The organism is Pseudomonas sp. SYWMCR5, from assembly GCF_057197165.1.
The window spans coordinates 212,272-231,934 of the sequence record NZ_JBXUNH010000006.1 but is presented as its reverse complement, the minus strand read 5'-3'; the positions used below and the strand labels follow the sequence as shown (position 1 = coordinate 231,934).

Below are 19,663 nucleotides of genomic sequence, written 5' to 3'. Positions count from 1 at the left end.
GTTACCCGCTCTGCCGATCATTGCAAGGCGTGCCCTGGGCATCATTGCTCGCCTGGGCAGCCACCGACAGCTCCTGCAAGGGCTCGTGGAAGCAATGGCACTTGATGACTTCCTTGAGCGTGGACAGGGTGGCGCGATCGAGCTTGGCGAATACGGCCAGTTGCACCGAGGGCTGTTGCGAAGGTCGGCATTCTGCGATCGGGAAGCTCAGGAAACCCATGTCCCGTACATAGATGGACAGTTGCACCACCTCAGGGGCCTGCGCGTTTTCCTCCATGCGAAACCTCACCGCCCGCAATGAAACATGCTCGAGCAACCCTTCGACTGCCGTGCCTTGCGCCGTGTGCAACAAGACCTGCGGCAACACCCGGTCGGAGGGGGCGAACCAGTGGTTCTCCGGAAAGTTGACCGTGCGCATGCGCTTGAACAGCGGCATCTTGATCGCACTGCCACGCAGGCGCAGCGTGGTGACCAGATTACCGTTCTGGAAGAACATCGCGGTCTTGTCCACCGTCCGGGGCTGGGCGCGCTTCTCGCCAGCGCTGTGCTGGACCACGACCTCCACCGCATAGGTGGACTCGGTGTAGTTGTTGAAGGAGACGGACAAATCTTCGATCGAGATCGAGATTTCACCGCGCCGGTAACCCGAATGGCTGTAGAAATAGTGGTACATCGCCTGACGAGCCACTTCGATCAGCATCAGGCCAGGCACGTGCTCATGGGGCTTGTTGTAGAAAAAGTAGTTGTTGGTGTCGTTCATCAGGCCGTACGACGACAGGTTGGCACGTGTCCAGCCCGGCAGCGCGTGCAGCGTGTCGGCCAATTGAGTGACCAACGCCGGATCTGCTACCGGCAACCCGAAACGCCTCTGCAGGTAGCACTCGACCTGGCGCGGCAGCCAGGCGGCGGACAGTCGATAGCCGCCCTCGTGCAACGCATAGTAGCCCTGGGCATTCATTTCGAAACTGTCGAGGGAATCGAAGTCTTCCTGCCCGAGTGTGGCGGGGACGCTGGCAAGCACCCGGCCACCTTGATCGTCGTCGCGATACAGGGCGCCCAACACAGCACAACCGCGCTCATCGAGATGCTCGAGCAGGAAGTCGGTCTCTTCGAGGGTCAGACGAGCCGGAAGAAGATCCTGAAATCCGGAGAGCAGTACGTCGTCCACAGTGCCCTTGTGCAAGACCTGTGGGGTCAGGGGTAACTGACGTTCCATGTTGATTACCTAATAGGGTTCGACGGGGAAGGCGAGCACAGCGTTCTTCAGCATGCGCTTGACGATGGGGCCGTGCGCAGGGCCGACCGGGATCATGTAGAGCCTTCCAAAGGCGTTGTATCGCTGGACGGAGGTCGTCACGCTCAAGCGCTGCCCCCCCTCGCCCGCAGGTGTGAGATCGAGGCAGACCATGACCGCCAGATGCGTATCGCGGGAGGTGAGGACCAGCCGATGCGCATCGATCGCCTCCACCGTGAAGAAGTCGAGGCGCTCGCCCACCGCAGGTTCCCGCTCGGCCGTTCGGGGTGTAAAACCATGGATGTCGGCCACCCGAAACCGGCGGGAAACGAAGTCACGAAGGCGAAAAGCCGCAGACAGCCACGCCGGGATATGCGCAGTCATCGCGCAGTAAGCCTGCAGGGCCGTGATGCGCCCACCGACGCGCACCGCAGCGCAGTGCAGGAAATCCAGCTGCGCAAGCTCGGCGACCAGGCGAACATCCTTGGGGGCGCAAATCAGGGCCGCTGGCATCATCTGCACGCCCCAGTCATTGCTGCAGCAGGGCGATGGCAGCCAATTCGGCCTTGAGCAGGAGCTTCTCGTAGGCCTCGTCGGGCGACTCCTGGCGGCTGGTGATCAAGCCCGCGATTTCACGCGCCGACTCGTCCAGCGGCTCATCGGCGATGAACACCGACTCGAACAACGGAATCGGCGGCAGGTAATGACCTTTCACATAGGCGACGGTCTGCTGCAGCGGTCGCAGAAGCTCATCCAGCGTGAACCGGTTGAACCCGCCCGCGCGGTAGCCGGACGCTGGCGCCCCGACGGTGGTGACGATCAGAAACTCTTTGTCCTGCAGCTTGTCGCCACCGCGTGCATAGGCAAAACCGGGCGTGAAGACATCGTCGATCCAGCGCTTCATCAATGCCGGGCACGAGTACCAGTAAAGCGGGAACAGCAGCACGATACGCTCATGGGCGCACAGCAGCTTCTGCTCGGCGGCAATGTCGAAGCCATTGCTGCCCAATGCCGCCGACAGGGGGTGCAGTGTGACATTGCTGCCTTGCAGGGCTTCGACGATGGCGGCATTGGCCCGCGAGCTGCTCAAGTCAGGATGACCGATTACGACCAGAATGTTATCCATGGAGAAGTCCTTTCAAGTGATGGTGTCCAGGCCGCAGCCAGGGGCTTCTATGCGGCGCGGTGGATTGAACGATAGTCCGCGGCATCTGTAACCTCCCCAATTGTGCAGGCCTGGGTCGGGACGTCGATCCAGCAGGCGAACAGCCAATGATCGCCCACGCGCATCGGCGCCGCGGCTCGACGGGCGCGATAGCCTGCACGGCGCAGCAACCGCTCGATGCCCAGTGGTGACACGGTGATCAACTGCCGCACGCCCCGAGCGGCCGCGCAGCGCAACACGGCATCCAGCAACTGTGTGGCAACGACGGAGGAAAATTGGCCGCCAGAGCTCGTCCCGGCCAGGCCAAAGTCCATGGCGGAGAAGCGCGACAGCTCCCAGATACGCGAATCACATGGCAGTGTCTGATCGCCCATCAACTGCGGGAACACCTCTGCAAGCAGGTAGCGTTGGCTGGTTGGCAGCAAGCGCGCGGTGCCTATGACCTGCTCCTGATCGTTGCAGGCAAGCACATAGAGCGTCTCGTCATGGTCGAACTGATCACGCTCGCGACCTGGATCACAAGCCAGCTCCCAACCCAGGGTGTCGACGAATACCCGATAACGATAACGGTCCATCTGCAGCAGGCGCGTCTGCCCTAGCTCCTGCTGTGTTCCAACGACGATCTCCATCTCGCGTCCTCCGGCCAATGTGGAAAGGACGCGTATTCGACTCGAAGTAGGGTGATAGCAAAACTGCACTATTTGGCAGGGTACTTCTGCACATAAGCGCAGGGCGTTCGCGCTAGGCCAGCAACCCCAGAAGCGCCGCCCGCGCTACCGCTGCCGTACGATTCGCAGCGCCCAGTTTGGCGCCGGCATTGCGGGTGTGGAATTTCACCGTTTCAATCGACAAGGTGAGGATGTCGGCAACCTCGTTGAGCGTCTTGCCATCGGCAGCCCAACGCAGCACTTCGCGCTCCCGTTCGGAAAGCGGGGACTGCGGCTGCGGTTGCCAGGAATCCGACAGCAGCCGCGAGAAGCCTTGGTGGGCGACATTCGCCAGCCAGCGCATCCGCGTCTCATGGGCACGCAACTCACCTTCGCCGATGCCTTCACCGGAGCGCGCCAGGGTCAGCATCCCCCCGCCCTTGCTCCCCTCCAGACACGATTGTGCCCACCCGTGGCGAAGACCGGCCTGCCGCGCCTCATCCCACAATTGCGGAGCGTCGGCAAATATTTCGTCGCCCCAGACCACTGGCTGCATCGAGCGCTGACAGTGGCGGACCGTCGGATCAAGAAGCAGGTACCCATTGGCATGGTAATGATCACACCATGGCCGGCTGTAGTTGCTGAGCATGAAGATCCGTGGCTTGGTGACTGGCAGCGGCGTGCGCAGGCCATAGGCACAGTAATCGAAGCCCAGATGGCGTGCGGCTGCCTTGACCTCTTCCAACAACGTTTGCGTATCGCGCGCGTCATAAACCGCCGACAGCATGTCGCCCATCCATTGCATTAATTATTCTCTCCATGAGTGTGAAGCCGCCCCAGCCGCACCCAGAAAGGTGCGAGCCTAGCGAAGCTACAACAACCGGGCCTTGAGCGATATCAATTTGCCACAACGTTGACGAATGCTGTCGCGCGATATTTATCGCGCGGCCAGCCCGTCGGTTCGGCACCGTACCGCTGACGCTACAAGCACAGCGTTACGAGAATGCTGCCGCCGCTGCGCAACTCAACGATATCTCGTGCCTGTCTGGATCGACACCTGCTCAAGCCCTGAACTGCCCCAGGCTCGCCCTTAACTGCGCCGCCAGATCATCCAGCACCTTGCTGCTGGCAGTGGTCTGCATCACCACTTCGGCCGAGCGCTCTGCCTGCGCGTGGATATTCTCGACCCGCCCCCGCACCGCCTGGGCGCCGCTGGCTTGCTGTTCGGCGGCGCGAGTCGCCAGGCCGATTGCGGCATGCACCTGCTCCACCGCCGCCTGCACCGACTGCTGGCGACGTTCGTTATCGCGCAGCACCAGCAGCCCTTCGCTGGCCTGACGCCCGGCTTGGCCGATGGTGGCCACAGCCTCTTTCGCCCCCTGCTGCAAGGCAACGATATGCGCCTGGATATCGCCGGTGGAGCTCTGCGTCTTGCTCGCCAGGGCCCGCACTTCATCGGCCACCACTGCAAAACCACGCCCTGTCTCGCCGGCCCGCGCTGCCTCGATCGCCGCATTGAGTGCCAGCAGGTTGGTCTGCTCGGCGATGCCATGAATCACGGTCAGCACTACTTCGATCTGCTCGCTCTGCTTGGCAAGGCGCTCGATGACCTGCGAGCCGCTTTCCACTTCTCCCGCCAGCTTCTCGATCAGCTTGGCCAGTTGGGTCGAGGCACGGCTGTTCTCGTCGGTAGCCTGGCGGATATCCACGACCTGCTGCAGCGCCGCCTGCATGGCGTGGCTCTCGGCCTGGGCCTCGTCGGCCATGCTCGACAGGTCGCGCAGACTCGCCGCCACCTCGTCGCGCTGCAACGCTGCCGCTGCATCGGCCCCCGCATTACGCTCGGCCATGGTGCCGATCTCCACCCCGGTACGCTGGGCCACTTCACCGGCTTCGCGGACGATCGGCTGAAGCTTGTCGACGAAGCGGTTGACTGCCGACGCCATGTCGCCGATCTCGTCACGGCTGTCGAGCGCCACCCGCTTGGTCAGGTCGCCCTCCCCGGCCGCCAGGTCGTCGAGGGCAGCGATCAACAGGCGCAGCTTGCTGACCACCCGCCGCCCCAGCACCACGGCAACCACCAACAGCACGCCAAGCCCGACCAGCACCAGGCCGACGCCGATGCGCCAACGCAGCTCGCCGGCCGCGTCGCGAACCGTCTGCGCGGTATTGGCCTGCATGGCAGTGGCGCTGTTCTGCGCCGTCTCAAGACGAGCCTGCAGGGTCTTGCCGCTATCCGCTGCGGCAGCGCCGAGGCTCTCGCCGACCAGTTGTTCGCTACTGGCGATCAGGGCGGCAAAGCGCTGGTCGAGCGCCTTGAGCTCTTGATCGACGGCGGCGGTGGAGACCCCCATGAGTACCTTGCCGATCTGGGCGCCATTGGGGCTGATCGAAGCCTCGACGAAGTACACCGATGGATCCCGGCGCGCAGCGTCGAGCACCTTGTCCAGCGCCCGCTCGCCCTGGCCCTTTTCCATCAGTGCCTGATTGATCGGGTTCTGGCGGTTGAGGTAACGGGTAAGGTGCTCGCCCTCGGCGTTGTCGTAGATCACGAACAGCACGTTGGGATTGCGCTGCGCGCGACGAGCGAAGTCAGATAGCGTGGGGACGTCATTGTCCCAGATCGCCCTCGGTGCCACCGAGGCCAGCAACTCGGCCATGTCGTTGGCCGACTCCTTGAGGCTTTGCTCCAGTGTGGTGCGTAGCTGTTGCTGTTCGCTCTGCAATCGCGTGGAAAGCCCCGCGCTCAGGCGTTGCCGGGTACTGGCCGAGAGGCTGTCGAGACCGGAGCGCACATCTTGCCCCGCCTGCTCCAGCTCACCTGCCAGCTTGCGACTGTCAGCACCCAGGCGTTCGCCCAAATCGGCCTCCAGTGCAGTGACGGTGCTGCGGGTCAGCACGACGGCGACCACGACCTGCACCAGAAGAGCGATACCAAGTGCAACAAAAACAGGCCGCAGGAGGCGGCTTCGTAACAGAGAGAGGATGGCAGACACGTTTGAACCCCCGTGTTTCTGGCGCCATTACTTTGATGGCATCTACAGAAGCTTCTTACAGCAAGGGTCATGCCTGAAGCAGGAGGGAAATACGCCAAGGTCTAGCAGCACGATGAACCGTGGTAGCGGGCTTACCCGCGAAAGACCACTGCAGCGAGGAACAAAAACGCCGCAACCCCTTGCAGGGCTGCGGCGCTGGATCAGCCAGAAGGCAGATCAGGCGAACGGATGACGCAGCACGATGGTCTCGTTGCGGTCCGGGCCGGTGGAGATGATGTCGATCGGAGCGCCGACCAGCTCCTCGATGCGCTTGATGTAGTTGCGCGCGGCCTGCGGCAGCTCTTCCAGGGTTTTCACGCCCAGGGTCGATTCGCTCCAGCCTGGCATCTCTTCGTACACCGGCTCCAGGCCGATATAGCTGTCGGCATCGGAAGGCGCGTCGATCACCACACCGTTCTCGTTCTTGTAGCCGACGCAGATGTTGATGGTTTCCAGACCGTCCAGCACGTCCAGCTTGGTCAGGCAGATGCCCGAGATGCTGTTGACGTCGATGGCACGACGCAGGATCACGGCATCGAACCAGCCGCAACGACGGGCACGACCGGTGGTGGAGCCGAACTCATGGCCACGCTTGGCCAGGGTAGCACCGGTTTCGTCGAACAGTTCGGTAGGGAACGGACCGGAACCCACGCGGGTGGTGTAGGCCTTGGTGATACCGAGGATGTAGTCCAGGTACATCGGGCCAACGCCGGAACCGGTGGAGATGCCGCCGGCAGTGGTGTTCGAGCTGGTGACGTACGGGTAGGTGCCGTGGTCGATGTCCAGCAGCGAGCCCTGGGCGCCTTCGAACATGATGTCCTTGCCGGCACGGCGCAGGTTGTGCAGTTCGGCGGTGACGTCGAGCATCATCGGCTTGAGCTGCTCGGCATAGGCCATGCACTCGTCGAGGGTCTGCTGGAAGTCGATGGCCGGCTCTTTGTAGTAATTGACCAGCTGGAAGTTGTGGTAGTCCAGCAGCTCACCGAGCTTGGCGGCGAAACGCTCGCGGTGGAACAGGTCACCCACGCGCAGGCCGCGACGGGCGACCTTGTCTTCGTAGGCTGGGCCGATACCACGGCCGGTGGTGCCGATCTTGGCTTCGCCACGGGCCTTTTCACGGGCCTGGTCCAGCGCCACGTGGTACGACAGGATCAGCGGAGCAGCCGGGCTGATGCGCAGACGCTCGCGAACCGGTACGCCCTTCTCTTCCAGCTTGGTGATTTCGCGCATCAGGGCGTCCGGCGCGACGACGACGCCGTTGCCGATCAGGCACTGTACGCCTTCACGCAGGATACCCGACGGGATCAGGTGCAGAACGGTCTTCTCACCGTTGATCACCAGGGTGTGGCCCGCGTTGTGGCCGCCCTGGTAACGCACGACGGCGGCAGCATGTTCGGTCAGCAGATCGACGATCTTGCCTTTGCCCTCATCACCCCATTGGGTGCCCAGGACGACGACATTCTTACCCATAACACTTGTCCTCATTCACGCAACTTGGTTGCCGGCCCATTGCCGGCGAAGAATCTCAATGGGTCAGCGGCAGAACCTGCCAGCGCCCGTCTTGCTGAATCAATTGCCGATCACAATCCGCCTCGAGAGCAGCACTCAGCGGCTGGCCAGGCAGTGCCTGGACCACGCGCTGGCCCTCGTTGCGCAACTGGCAGACCTGCTGCCAGAGGGCCGCGTCGCCACTGTCCGGCATCCAGATGCCGCCAGAAGGCAATACGACCTCCGCTCGCCCCAGTGTGACCAGGGTCTTCAAATCCGTTGAGAAACCGGTGGCCGGACGTGCCCGGCCAAAGTCGGCGCCGATGTCATCGTAGCGCCCGCCCTGGGCGATCGACTGGCCGACCCCGGGTACGAACACCGCGAACACCACGCCGGTGTGATAGTTGTAGCCGCGCAGCTCGCCCAGGTCGAAGTACAGCGGCAGGTCCGGATAACGCGCTGCCAGGCGATCGGCGATCGCCAGCAGGTCGTCCAGGGCCGCCAGCACGCTGGCCGGGGCTCGGCCCAGACGCACACGGGCGTCGGCCAGCACTTCGCGACCACCGCACAGTTCGACCAGGGCACGCAGCATGTTGCCCAGGTCTTTCGGCAGGTCGGCGGTCAGCTCGTGAACTTCATCGACAGCCTTGCGCTGCAGCGCATCGAACAACTGCTGCTCGACCGCGCCCGACAGGCCGGCGGCACGGGCCAGGCCGCGGTAGATACCGACGTGACCCAGGTCCATGTGCACATCGGCAACGTCAGTCAGTTGCAAGGTGGTCAGCATCAGGCTGATCACTTCGACGTCGCTGGTCGGACTGGCGTCGCCATACAGCTCGGCGCCCAACTGGATCGGGCTGCGCGAGGTCGACAGCGCACGCGGCTCGGCGTGCAGCACACTGCCGGCATAGCACAGGCGGCTCGGGCCTTCGCGGCGCAGGGTGTGGGCGTCGATGCGTGCCACCTGCGGCGTGAAGTCGGCACGGAAACCCATCAGGCGACCGGACTGCGGGTCGACCACCTTGAAGGTACGCTGATCCAGGTCCTGGCCGGCGCCGGTGAGCAGCGACTCCAGGTACTCGATATGCGGGGTGACGACCAGTTCATAACCCCAACTCTGGAACAGGTCCAACACCTGGCGACGCGCAATCTCGATGCGCGCCGCTTCAGGTGGCAGTACTTCCTCGATGCCATCTGGCAGAAGCCAGCGGTCTACCGTTGCCATTACGCCATTTCCCCTCTGGTCCGGGCGGCTGCCCAACAGGTTAGCCGTCTGTGAAGCAGGCATTGGCGCACAACAGCAGGCAGCACCGATCCCAGCGCCGCCGCCGTGCCAACACCCTCGAAAAACCGCGCGTCCTGTCCAAGTCGTCAAAAAGCCCGGGGCCAATCAACCTTGCAGACGCAAAAAAGCCGGGAATTTCCCGGCTGACTCATCATACACCCCTTTTGATTCGGGATGCACCCCACCGGGCGTTTTAGCTGCCCGGTGGGGGTCTTTCCTGTTACGGCTTGCTCTTGTCCAGGAAGCGGAAGAACTCGTTCTTCGGATCCAGGACCAGCACGTCGCTCTTGCTGGCGAAGCTCTCGCGATAAGCCTGCAGGCTGCGGTAGAACACGTAGAAGTCAGCGTCCTGGCCGTAGGCCTTGGCGTAGATGGCAGCCGATTGGGCATCGCCATCACCACGGGTTTCTTCAGCTTCACGGTAGGCTTCAGCCAGCAGCACACGGCGCTGACGGTCGGCATCTGCACGAATACCTTCAGCCAGCTCGTTACCCTTGGCACGGTGCTCGCGCGCTTCACGCTCACGCTCGGTGCTCATACGGTCGAACACGCTGCGGTTGACTTCCTTCGGCAGGTCGATGGCCTTGACGCGAACGTCGATGACCTCGATCCCCAGCTCCTTGTTGGCCATGCGGTTCAGCGAAGCGGTGATGTCGGCCATCAGCGCGTCACGTTCACCGGAAACCACCTCATGCAGGGTGCGCTTACCGAACTGGTCACGCAGGCCGCTTTCCAGACGACGCGACAGGCGCTCGTCGGCGATCTGCTTCATGCCCGAGGTCGCGGTGTAGAAACGCTCGGCGTCCTTCACGCGCCATTTGGCGTAGGCATCGACCATCACAGCTTTCTTCTCCAGCGTGAGGAAACGCTGGGTCGGGGCGTCGAGGGTCATCAGACGGGCGTCGAACTTGCGCACCTGGTTGACGTACGGAACCTTCACATGCAGGCCCGGCTGGACATCCGCCTGGACCACACGGCCGAACTGCAGCAATACCGCCCGCTCGGTCTGCGACACGATGTAGAAGCAGTTCCAGGCGACGATCGCCAGCACCACGGCGGCAATCAGGGCGAACAGCGATTTATTGCTCATCAGCGGCTCTCCCTAGTGCGCAGCGGCTGTTGTTGCTGTTGCAGGTCCTGTACAGCGCGGGTGGCAGCGTCGTTGACCGACGGCGACACGCTGCTGGACGGCGCTGCAGTGTTGCGGCTGCCTTCGACCATCTTGTCCAGTGGCAGGTAGAGCAGGTTGTTCTGCCCGTCCTTGGTGGCCACCATGACCTTGCTGGTGTTGCTGTACACCTCCTGCATGGTCTCCAGGTACAGACGCTGACGGGTGACGTCAGGCGCCTTGCGGTACTCGGCGACCAGCTTGGTGAAGCGATCCGCCTCACCCTTGGCGCGGGCGATCACTTCATCGCGGTAGCCGTTGGCATCCTCGATGATGCGCTGCGCCTGACCACGGGCCTCAGGCACCACGCCATTGGCGTAGGACTCGGCCTGGTTGCGCGCACGCTGCTCGTCCTCACGGGCGCGGATCACGTCGTCGAAGGCTTCCTGCACTTCACGCGGGGCTGCCGCGCTCTGTACGTTGACCTGGGTGACGGTGATACCGGTGCGGTAGGTGTCGAGGAAGCGCTGCAGGCGTTCGCGGATATCCACGGCCATCTGCTCACGGCCTTCGGTCAGCACCTGGTCCATCGAAGTGGAACCCACGACGTGGCGCAGGGCGCTGTCGGTGGCATGCTGCAGGCTGACTTCCGGCTGGTCGACGTTGAGCACGAAGTCCTGCAGGTTGCTGATCTTGTACTGCACGGTCAGCGGCACCTCGACGATGTTCTCGTCTTCAGTGAGCATCTGGCCCTGCTTGGTGTACGCACGCTCACGCGTGACGTTTTCCATGTACTTGCGGTCGATCGGCGGGAAGTAGATGTTCAGGCCCGGCCCCACGGTCTCGTAGTACTTGCCGAAGCGCAGCACCACGGCCTGCTCCTGCTCGTCGACCACGTAGACGGCGCTGTACAGCCAGATGGCCGCCAGTACTGCCAGGCCAATGCCCAGCAAGCCGTAGCCACCACCCTTGCCGATGTTGCGGTCACCACCGCCACCGCGTTTCTTGCTGCCGCCGAACATGCCGTTCAGGCTGTCCTGCAGCTTGCGGAAGGCCTCGTCGAGATCCGGTGGTCCCTTCTTGTCGCCACCACCACCGCCACCACGGCGGCCGCCCCAGGGATCCTGATTGTTCGAGTTGCCACCCGGCTCGTTCCAAGCCATAGCGCTCTCCATCTGATAAAGCAAAGACGCGCCCACGGCGCGCCGTCCAATGCTACAGAATGCCTGTCACGGCTGCCCGGCGACCTCGACGGGCATTTATTGCAAAGTGTGTTGCTCGATGAACACCTCAGGCTCCAGGCCTGCGCGGCTGACCAGGCGATTGAGCTCTACCCGGGGCAGACGCACGCTCAGCAAGCTGCTGCCCTGTTCATCATGTTCTTCGCCTTGCACTGCCCCCAGTTCGAAGAATTGCGCGCGCAAGCGTGCAAGTCGCTGTTCCAGGCGCAGGGTTCCGACAAACAGATCATCCCCCAGCAATTCGGCTATCGCCTGCCCCACAAGCTCAAGACCGCGCCCGTCGCGGGCCGAAACCCATACCCGCTCCGGCTTGCCGTCGGCATCGCGCTGGATCTGCGGCTCGACATCTTCGAGCAGGTCGAGTTTGTTATAGACCTCGAGGATCGGCAAGCCTTCGGCACCGATCTCGCCCAGCACGGCGAGCACCTGCTCGATCTGCTCCATGCGCTCGGGTTCGTGCGCATCGATCACATGCAGCAGCAGGTCGGAGTTGCTCGACTCTTCGAGCGTAGCCCGAAAAGCCTCGACCAGCTTGTGCGGCAGGTGGCGAATGAAACCCACGGTGTCGGCCAGCACGATCGGCCCCAGGTCATCCAGTTCGAGCCTGCGCAATGTAGGGTCGAGTGTGGCGAACAACTGGTCGGCCGCGTAGACCTCCGATTGCGTCAGGGCGTTGAACAGCGTGGACTTGCCGGCGTTGGTATAGCCCACCAGCGACACCGAAGGGATGTCCGCGCGCTTGCGCCCGCGTCGGGCCTGCTCGCGCTGGCTGCGCACCTTCTCCAGACGCGCCTTGATCTGACGCAGGCGCACCCGCAGCAGGCGGCGGTCGGTTTCAAGCTGGGTTTCACCCGGGCCGCGCAGGCCGATACCACCCTTCTGCCGCTCAAGGTGGGTCCAGCCACGCACCAGCCGCGTGCTCATGTGCTCGAGCTGGGCCAATTCGACCTGCAGCTTGCCTTCGTGAGTACGTGCTCGTTGGGCGAAGATATCGAGAATCAGGCCGGTACGGTCAAGCACGCGGCACTCGAAGACGCGTTCGAGGTTGCGCTCCTGACTGGGCGTGAGGGTGTGATTGAAAATCACCAGGTCGGCTTCTTCGGCCTTGACCAGGTCGCGCAGTTCCTCGACCTTGCCGCTGCCGATCAGAAACTTGGCTGTGGGCTGGTGCCGGGCAACCGTAGCCAGGTGGACGATGTCCGCTCCGGCCGACAGTGCCAGCTCCTGAAACTCCTGCGGGTCTTCGCGCGCCTCAGGGTTCTGACCTTCCAAGTGAACGAGCAACGCCCGTTCACCACCACCGTGGCGCTCAAAGAACAATGCAGGCTCCTATCAGGCGTTGCCTGGCTCGCTGTCGCCGTGGTCGGAATCGGAAGGGCTTGGCAGACGAACCGGACGGGCAGGTACGACAGTGGAAATCGCGTGCTTGTAGACCATCTGGCTGACGGTGTTCTTCAGCAGCACGACGAACTGGTCGAAGGACTCGATCTGGCCTTGCAGCTTGATGCCGTTGACCAGGTAGATCGAAACCGGGACCTTTTCTTTTCTCAAGGTGTTCAAGTAAGGGTCTTGTAGCGAATGCCCTTTTGACATATGCCGCACTCCTGTAAGGATCAATAGTAAAAAACTGAAAAAATTCGTTCATTAAGGCCGTCAGTCGCAAGAATAGACGGCAATTGCAGGGACTCAGCTCAATATGGAGACCGATTCCAGGTATTTCAAGGTGCGGGACAGATTGTCGCAGGCCAGACTGTCCAGCCAATGTACGTCGGACCAGCTACGCAACCAGGTGAACTGCCGCTTGGCCAGCTGGCGGGTGGCGATGATACCGCGTTCGCGCATCTGCTCGGCTGTCAGTTTGCTGTCCAGATAGTCCCATACCTGCCTGTACCCCACTGCCCGTATAGACGGCAGCCCGACATGCAAGTCACTTCTGGCCCGCAGCTCTCGGACCTCGTCGACGAAGCCCTGTTCCAGCATCTGCGAAAATCGTAGCGCAATTCGCTCATGCAAAATGTGACGATCTGTAGGCGCAATCGCCAGACTGGCGACAGTATAGGGCAAATGCCCGCCCGCGCCTGCGTCTGAACCGCGGCTTTCGGCTGATTGACGCTCGCGGTGGGCAGTCATGTTCTGGCCGCTCACCCGGTACACCTCCAGCGCACGGATCAGCCGCTGCGGATCGTTCGGATGAATGCGCGCCGCCGATACCGGGTCGATCTCGGCCAACTGCCGGTGCAGTTCACCCAGGCCCAGCTCGCGGGCCTGCGCCTCGAGTTCGGCACGAACCTCGGCATCAGCGGGCGGCATGTCGGCCAGGCCGTCCACCAGCGCCTTGTAGTACAGCATGGTGCCGCCGACCAGCAGCGGGATCTTGCCGCGCGCAGTGATCTCGGTCATGGCCTGCAGCGCATCGCTGCAGAACTGCGCCGCCGAATAACTCTCGGCCGGATCGAGGATGTCTACCAGACGGTGCGGATGGGCAGCCAGCACCTCTGGCGAGGGCTTGGCGGTGCCGATGTCCATACCGCGGTAGACCATGGCCGAGTCGACGCTGATCAGCTCGCACGGCAGGCTCTGGGTGAGGGCGATGGCCAGGTCGGTCTTGCCGGCAGCCGTCGGGCCCATGAGAAAAATCGCTGGGGGCTTGCCGCTCATGTCATCGACCGCGCAGGAAAAGTTTGTCCAGATCATCCAGGCCCATCTGGGTCCAGGTCGGTCGGCCATGGTTGCACTGGCCGCTGCGCTCGGTGTTTTCCATGTCACGCAGCAAGGCGTTCATCTCGGGGATCGCCAGGCGTCGGTTGGCGCGCACCGCACCGTGGCAGGCCATGGTGCCGAGCAGCTCGTTGATGTGCGCCTGTATGCGGTCGCTGGTGCCGTACTCCATGAGATCGGCGAGCACATCCTGCACCAGGCGGTTGGCCTCGGCCTGCTTGAGCAGCGCGGGAATCTGGCGGATCGCCAGGGTTTCCGGGCCCAGGCGCTGCAGCTCGAAGCCCAGGCGCTGGAAGGTCTGGGCATGCTCCTCGGCGCAGTCGGCCTCACGCTGGCTCACAGCCAGCGATTCGGGCACCAGCAACGGCTGGCCGCTCAACCCTTCGCTGGCCATCGCCAGCTTCAGGCGCTCGTACATGATCCGTTCGTGGGCGGCATGCATGTCTACCAGCACCAGGCCCACGGCGTTCTCGGCGAGGATGTAGATGCCCTTGAGCTGAGCCAGGGCATAGCCCAGCGGCGGAATGTCCCCCTGGCTTTGCGGCAGCGCCACAGCTGGCTGGGCGCTGTTCTCCAGCGGGGCGAAGTACTCGCGATAGACCGCTTGCGCCTCGGCTGCCGGCACCGGCTGCGATGGGCGCGGCGTGTATTGGTACTGGTAGCCTGCACCGGCGCCACCGCTGGAGAACGACGGCTGCGGTTGCGCCTGGGGCTGCTCGAGCACCGAGGCGGCCAGGCGCATCTCGCCCTGGGGGCCGAACTCGCCGGCCTGCAGGCCGCTGGGACGCACGATTTCCGTGGTCGCCGCCGGCACCGCGAGCTGGTCCTCAGGGCGCACATCGGCCAGTGCACGGTGCAAGGTGCCGTACAGGAAGTCGTGGACCATGCGCCCTTCACGAAAGCGCACTTCGTGCTTGGTCGGGTGCACGTTGACATCGACACCGGTGGGGTCGAGTTCCAGGAACAGCACGAAGGTCGGATACCGCCCGTTGAACAGCACGTCGCGGTAGGCCTGGCGCACCGCGTGGGCGACCAGCTTGTCGCGCACCGCGCGGCCATTGACGAAGAAGTACTGCAGGTCCGCCTGGCTACGCGAGAAGGTCGGCAAACCGACCCAGCCCCACAGGCGCAGGCCATTGCGCTCGACCTCGATCGGCAGCGCCTGCTCGAGGAAGCCGGGCCCGCAGATCGCCCCGACCCGCCGCGCACGCGACAGTTCGTCGGGCGCCTCGTGCAGGCTGAGGATGCTCTTGCCGTTGTGACGCAGGTGGAAGCCGACATCGAAACGCGCCAGCGCCAGGCGCCTGATCACTTCCTGCAGATGATCGAATTCGGTTTTCTCGGCCTTGAGGAACTTGCGCCGGGCCGGAGTGTTGAAGAACAGGTCGCGCACTTCGACGGAAGTGCCGACCGGGTGCGCCGCCGGCTGCACCCGCGGGAGCATGTCACGGCCCTCGGTCTCGACCTGCCAGGCTTCGCTGGCATTGGCGGTACGCGAGGTCAGGGTCAGGCGTGCTACCGAACTGATCGAAGCCAGCGCCTCGCCGCGAAAGCCCAGGCTGAGCACGCCCTCAAGGTCTTCCAGCTCGCGGATCTTGCTGGTCGCGTGGCGCGCCAGCGCCAGCGGCAGGTCGTCCGGGGCGATGCCACTGCCATCGTCCCGCACGCGCAGCAGCTTCACGCCGCCCTGTTCGACATCCACGTCGATGCGCCGGGCACCGGAATCCAGGCTGTTCTCCAGCAGCTCCTTGGCCACCGACGCAGGGCGTTCGACCACCTCGCCGGCGGCGATCTGGTTGGCCAGCCGCGGGCTGAGCAGCTGGATTCGCGAACCACCACTCATTGCTGGGACGCCAGGGTAGTGGCCGGGATGTCGAGGTGCTGACCCACCTTGAGCTCATCGCTCTTGAGGTTGTTGGTGCTGCGCAGGCTGGCCACGCTGACCTGGTAACGCACGGCGATCATCGCCAGCGTCTCGCCCGGGCGCACGCTGTGTTCACGTGGGCCTTGGGCGATCTTGCCGGAATCGCGCAGCCAGGCGATGTAGGTGCCTGGTGGCGGGTTCTGCTGGAAGAACTGGCGCACACCGGTATGAATCGAGCGGGCCAGCGCCTGCTGGTGGCTCTTGGTTGCCAGCTTGTTGGCTTCGTTGGCGTTGGAGATGAACCCGGTTTCGACCAGGATCGACGGGATGTCCGGCGACTTCAACACCATGAACCCGGCCTGTTCCACGCGCTGCTTGTGCAGCGGCGTGATGCGGCCCATGTTGCCCAGCACTTTCTGGCCCACGTTGAGGCTGGAGCTGAGCGTGGCCGTCATCGACAGGTCGAGCAGCACGCCGGCGAGCATGCGGTCCTTGTCATCGAGGCTGACGTTGCCGGCGCCGCCGATAAGGTCGGAGCGGTTCTCGCTGTCGGCCAGCCAGCGCGCGGTCTCGGAGGTGGCGCCACGGTCGGACAGGGCAAACACCGACGCACCAAAGGCCGCTTTCGACGGCGCGGCGTCGGCGTGGATGGAGATGAACAGGTCAGCGCCCTTCTTGCGGGCAATCTCGGTGCGCTTGCGCAGCGGAATGAAGTAATCGCCGGTACGGGTCAGCTCGGCACGATAACCTTTCTCGGTGTTGATCTGGCGCTGAAGCTCGCGGGCGATGTCGAGCACGATGTCTTTCTCGTGCTGGCCGCGCGAGCCGGAAGCGCCGGGGTCTTCCCCGCCGTGGCCAGCATCGATGGCGACCACGATGTCACGCTTGCCGTTGGGCACCGGCGGCAGCTTGATCGCCGGTTGCGCCGGTGTCACTGGCACCGCAGGCGTGGTGGCCGGTGCCTGGGTGACCGGCGGCGGCGTGGGATTGCTGGCGGCAACCGCATCGGCTTCCTGGTCGTACAAGTCGACCACCAGGCGGTTGCCGTACTGGGCGTTGGGTGCAAGGGTGAAGCTTTTGGGCGTGACCGCCTTTTTCAGGTCGACCACCACGCGCAGGTCGGTGGCGGTACGCTGGGCCGAGCGCACGCTGGTGATAGGCGTGTTCGAGGTGGAGACATTCAATGGCGAGGCGAGCGTCGCACCATTGATGTCGATGACCAGGCGATCAGGCGCGCTGAGCGTGAAGACACTGTGCTGCACCGGGCCGGACAGGTCGAAGACCAGGCGCGTGTTGTCCGGCGCGCGCCACAGGCGCATGCTCTTGACTTGTGTGACGGCCAGAGCGTCAACGGTCACCGCTGTCAGCAGCAGTCCAACGACGGCGACCAGTGCGCGAATGCGCAGCATACCTTTCCCCACTTACTATTTGTTTTCGGCAGCCAGAGCGGCACACCAGGCTTCGCCGCGAGCCCCCTGCGGCGACAGGTTCAGCGAGCGGCCGCCCGCCTGGGGGCTTATGGTAATGGTCAGGTCGGGCTTTGGCAAAACGCCCTCGCCCTTCTGCGGCCATTCGAAAAGACACAGCGGATCGCCTTCGAAATAGTCGCGAATCCCCATGAACTCTAGCTCTTCCGGGTCGACCAGGCGGTAAAGATCGAAATGGAAGGCGCGGATGTCGCCTATTTCATAAGGTTCCACCACAGTGAAGGTCGGACTTTTCACTGCGCCAGTGTGACCCAATCCACGAATCAGACCACGCGACAAGGTGGTCTTGCCGGCGCCCAGGTCGCCTTCCAGAAAGATCACGCCATGGCCGCCGGTGACCTTGGCGAGTGTCGCGCCGAACGCGACGGTGGCCGGCTCGTCGGCCAGAAACAGGGTTATGCCTGACACGCTGAATGCTCCTCCAACAATTCTCGAATGACCGGAACCAGATCGCTGGCCGCCAGACCTCTGCCCTGCGCGCCCAGACGTTCGCCAGCGCAGGCGTGCAACCACACGCCCAGGCCCGCCGCCTGCCAGGCGTCCAGGCCCTGGGCCAGCAACGCGGCCAGCACGCCGGTCAGCACATCGCCCAGGCCGGCACCGGCCATGGCCGGGTGCCCTCGCTCGCACAGCCGCAACTGGCCGTCCGGGTTGGCGACCAGGGTCCCGGCGCCCTTGAGCACGCAGACACTGTCGTAGCGACGCGCCAGTTTACGCGCAGCCCCAGGCCGATCGGCCTGTACGGCCTCGGTGGAAACGCCCAGCAAACGCGCAGCCTCCCCAGGATGCGGGGTCAGGATGCTGCCGCTCGGCAAGGCCAGGGGCGTGCGCGCCAGCAGGTTGAGCGCATCGGCGTCCCAGACCTGCGGCAGGTGCGCATTGGCAACAGCCGAAAGCAGGCTGCGGCCCCAGGCAGCCTGGCCAAGACCAGGCCCCACCACCAGCACCGAGGCGCGCTCCAGCACCGCCATCAACTGGTTGGCCGAACTGACGCCCAGGCACATGGTTTCCGGCAGGCGGCTGAGGCTCGCGGACACATGTTCGGGGCGTGTCGCCAGGCTGACCAGCCCCGCGCCACAGCGCAGGGCGGCTTCGGCACTGAGCAGCACGGCGCCGCCGGTCCCCAGGTCGCCGCCGACCACCAGCACATGGCCAAAATCGCCCTTGTGGGCAGTCGCCGGCCGCGCAGGCAGGTGCGCGACGGTCACGCTGCTGAGCGTTTGCGGGGTGTTGGTGGGGTGTTTGGTCTGAGGCATGGGGTCAAAGGCTCCGATGTCTGGCAGAATTATACGCACCTGAGCCTGCAATGCCTTGTCCATCCATGTCCGCCTCCTCTCTAGACCTTCAAGCACTGGCCCAATCGATCAAGGATTGGGGCCGCGAACTCGGTTTTGCCCACGTGGGCATCGCCGATGTAGAGCTTGGCGAGCATGAACAGCACCTGCAGCGCTGGCTGGAGGCCGGCCATCACGGCGAGATGGACTATATGGCAGCGCACGGCACAAAACGTTCGCGCCCCGCCGAACTGATTCCCGGCACCTTGCGGGTGGTTTCGCTGCGCATGGACTACCTGCCCGGCGATACGCTGATGGCCCAACGCCTGGCTCAGCCGGAAAAAGCCTACATCTCCCGCTACGCACTGGGCCGCGACTACCACAAGCTGGTGCGCAAGCGCGTGCAGCACCTGGCTGACCGCATCCACGAAGCCATCGGCCCCTTCGGCTACCGTGCCTTCGTCGACAGCGCCCCGGTACTGGAAAAAGCCATCGCCCAACAGGCCGGGCTCGGCTGGATCGGCAAGAACACCCTGTTGCTCAACCGTAAAGCGGGCAGCTACTTCTTCCTGGCCGAGCTGTTCGTCGATCTGCCTGTACCCGCCGACGAAGCCCAGACCAGCGAGCACTGCGGACGCTGCCAGGCGTGCCTGGACATCTGCCCCACCGCAGCCTTCGTCGGCCCCTACCAGCTCGATGCGCGGCGCTGCATCTCGTACCTGACCATCGAGCTCAAGGACGCGATCCCCGTGGAGCTGCGTCCATTGATCGGCAACCGGGTGTTCGGTTGCGACGATTGCCAGATCGTCTGCCCCTGGAACCGCTTCGCCAAATCGACTGGCGAGGACGACTTCAAGCCGCGTCACGGACTGGACAATGTCGAGTTGGCGGCACTGTTCCTGTGGGACGAAAAGACCTTTCTCAGCCGCACCGAAGGCTCGCCGCTGCGTCGTGCCGGTTACGAGCGCTGGCTGCGCAACCTGGCGGTTGGGCTGGGCAACGCACCTTCGACGATTGCCGTGCTCGAGGCGCTGAAAGCGCGGCGCGAGCATCCTTCGGCATTGGTCAGGGAGCATGTGGAGTGGGCGTTGGCGCGGCACGAGGCGGCGAGCTGACA

At 63.9% G+C, this 19,663-nt stretch carries 17 protein-coding genes and 2 pseudogenes; 1 reads left to right on the top strand and 18 read right to left on the bottom strand.

What is annotated here, in order from left to right; all coding sequences use genetic code 11:
• Nucleotide 1: 1 nt before the first annotated feature.
• The 18 genes and pseudogenes from AC2CGW_RS17485 to AC2CGW_RS17400 all read right to left on the bottom strand — a co-directional run bounded on the left by AC2CGW_RS17485 (nucleotide 2) and on the right by AC2CGW_RS17400 (nucleotide 18,528).
• Nucleotides 2-1,216 (bottom strand): AfsA-related hotdog domain-containing protein, encoded by a 1,215-nt coding sequence (locus tag AC2CGW_RS17485; RefSeq protein WP_186721265.1) that lies wholly within the window; start codon nucleotides 1,214-1,216, stop codon nucleotides 2-4.
• A gap of 9 nt (nucleotides 1,217-1,225) precedes the next feature.
• Nucleotides 1,226-1,747, bottom strand: a complete 522-nt coding sequence (locus tag AC2CGW_RS17480; protein WP_411384505.1) for a DUF2867 domain-containing protein — start codon at nucleotides 1,745-1,747, stop codon at nucleotides 1,226-1,228.
• Nucleotides 1,748-1,763: 16 nt separating this feature from the next.
• Complete coding sequence (locus AC2CGW_RS17475) at nucleotides 1,764-2,360, bottom strand: NAD(P)H-dependent oxidoreductase (RefSeq protein WP_054893190.1); 597 nt, start codon at nucleotides 2,358-2,360, stop codon at nucleotides 1,764-1,766.
• Between the two features lie 47 nt (nucleotides 2,361-2,407).
• Nucleotides 2,408-3,028, bottom strand: coding sequence for an acyl-homoserine-lactone synthase (locus AC2CGW_RS17470; RefSeq protein WP_186665927.1), 621 nt, complete (start codon nucleotides 3,026-3,028; stop codon nucleotides 2,408-2,410).
• A 112-nt stretch (nucleotides 3,029-3,140) separates the two neighbouring features.
• Nucleotides 3,141-3,851, bottom strand: coding sequence for an autoinducer binding domain-containing protein (locus AC2CGW_RS17465; protein WP_186665926.1), 711 nt, complete (start codon nucleotides 3,849-3,851; stop codon nucleotides 3,141-3,143).
• A 256-nt stretch (nucleotides 3,852-4,107) separates the two neighbouring features.
• Nucleotides 4,108-4,623: pseudogene (locus AC2CGW_RS17460) on the bottom strand (methyl-accepting chemotaxis protein); the annotation flags it as partial.
• Nucleotides 4,624-5,013: 390 nt separating this feature from the next.
• Nucleotides 5,014-5,226: pseudogene (locus AC2CGW_RS17455) on the bottom strand (methyl-accepting chemotaxis protein); the annotation flags it as partial.
• Between the two features lie 1,032 nt (nucleotides 5,227-6,258).
• Nucleotides 6,259-7,551 (bottom strand): adenylosuccinate synthase, encoded by a 1,293-nt coding sequence (locus AC2CGW_RS17450; RefSeq protein WP_484574357.1) that lies wholly within the window; start codon nucleotides 7,549-7,551, stop codon nucleotides 6,259-6,261.
• A gap of 55 nt (nucleotides 7,552-7,606) precedes the next feature.
• Nucleotides 7,607-8,794, bottom strand: coding sequence for an ATP phosphoribosyltransferase regulatory subunit (locus AC2CGW_RS17445; protein ID WP_063546403.1), 1,188 nt, complete (start codon nucleotides 8,792-8,794; stop codon nucleotides 7,607-7,609).
• Nucleotides 8,795-9,074: 280 nt separating this feature from the next.
• Nucleotides 9,075-9,944 carry a protease modulator HflC gene (gene hflC / locus AC2CGW_RS17440; RefSeq protein WP_054893186.1) on the bottom strand — a complete coding sequence of 290 codons (870 nt, stop codon included), beginning with the start codon at nucleotides 9,942-9,944 and terminating at the stop codon, nucleotides 9,075-9,077.
• A complete protein-coding gene (hflK, locus tag AC2CGW_RS17435; protein ID WP_063546405.1) occupies nucleotides 9,944-11,125 on the bottom strand; it encodes an FtsH protease activity modulator HflK in 1,182 nt (393 codons plus the stop codon). The genes hflC and hflK overlap by 1 nt, the downstream gene beginning before the upstream one ends.
• Before the next feature lie 96 nt (nucleotides 11,126-11,221).
• The gene (gene hflX, locus AC2CGW_RS17430) at nucleotides 11,222-12,523 is read right to left on the bottom strand and encodes a ribosome rescue GTPase HflX (RefSeq protein ID WP_151926062.1); all 1,302 of its coding nucleotides are present in this window, start codon (nucleotides 12,521-12,523) and stop codon (nucleotides 11,222-11,224) included.
• A 12-nt stretch (nucleotides 12,524-12,535) separates the two neighbouring features.
• Nucleotides 12,536-12,796 (bottom strand): RNA chaperone Hfq, encoded by a 261-nt coding sequence (hfq, locus tag AC2CGW_RS17425; protein WP_023533024.1) that lies wholly within the window; start codon nucleotides 12,794-12,796, stop codon nucleotides 12,536-12,538.
• 93 nt (nucleotides 12,797-12,889) lie between these two features.
• Entirely contained in the window at nucleotides 12,890-13,861 is a 972-nt protein-coding gene (gene miaA, locus AC2CGW_RS17420) for a tRNA (adenosine(37)-N6)-dimethylallyltransferase MiaA (protein ID WP_186665923.1), read from the bottom strand.
• A 1-nt stretch (nucleotide 13,862) separates the two neighbouring features.
• On the bottom strand, nucleotides 13,863-15,764 hold the full coding sequence (gene mutL, locus AC2CGW_RS17415) for a DNA mismatch repair endonuclease MutL (RefSeq protein ID WP_484574356.1): 1,902 nt from the start codon (nucleotides 15,762-15,764) through the stop codon (nucleotides 13,863-13,865).
• Nucleotides 15,761-17,206: an N-acetylmuramoyl-L-alanine amidase gene (locus tag AC2CGW_RS17410; protein ID WP_288374136.1), complete on the bottom strand. Its 1,446-nt coding sequence runs from the start codon at nucleotides 17,204-17,206 to the stop codon at nucleotides 15,761-15,763. Before AC2CGW_RS17410 ends, mutL begins: the two co-directional genes overlap by 4 nt.
• A 3-nt stretch (nucleotides 17,207-17,209) precedes the next feature.
• Entirely contained in the window at nucleotides 17,210-17,680 is a 471-nt protein-coding gene (gene tsaE / locus AC2CGW_RS17405; protein WP_186665919.1) for a tRNA (adenosine(37)-N6)-threonylcarbamoyltransferase complex ATPase subunit type 1 TsaE, read from the bottom strand.
• On the bottom strand, nucleotides 17,668-18,528 hold the full coding sequence (locus tag AC2CGW_RS17400) for an NAD(P)H-hydrate dehydratase (RefSeq protein WP_186709715.1): 861 nt from the start codon (nucleotides 18,526-18,528) through the stop codon (nucleotides 17,668-17,670). Before AC2CGW_RS17400 ends, tsaE begins: the two co-directional genes overlap by 13 nt.
• A gap of 65 nt (nucleotides 18,529-18,593) precedes the next feature.
• Here AC2CGW_RS17400 and queG point away from each other — a divergent pair, with 65 nt between their 5' ends.
• Nucleotides 18,594-19,661: a tRNA epoxyqueuosine(34) reductase QueG gene (queG, locus tag AC2CGW_RS17395; protein ID WP_186665915.1), complete on the top strand. Its 1,068-nt coding sequence runs from the start codon at nucleotides 18,594-18,596 to the stop codon at nucleotides 19,659-19,661.
• The last annotated feature ends 2 nt before the right edge of the window (nucleotides 19,662-19,663 follow it).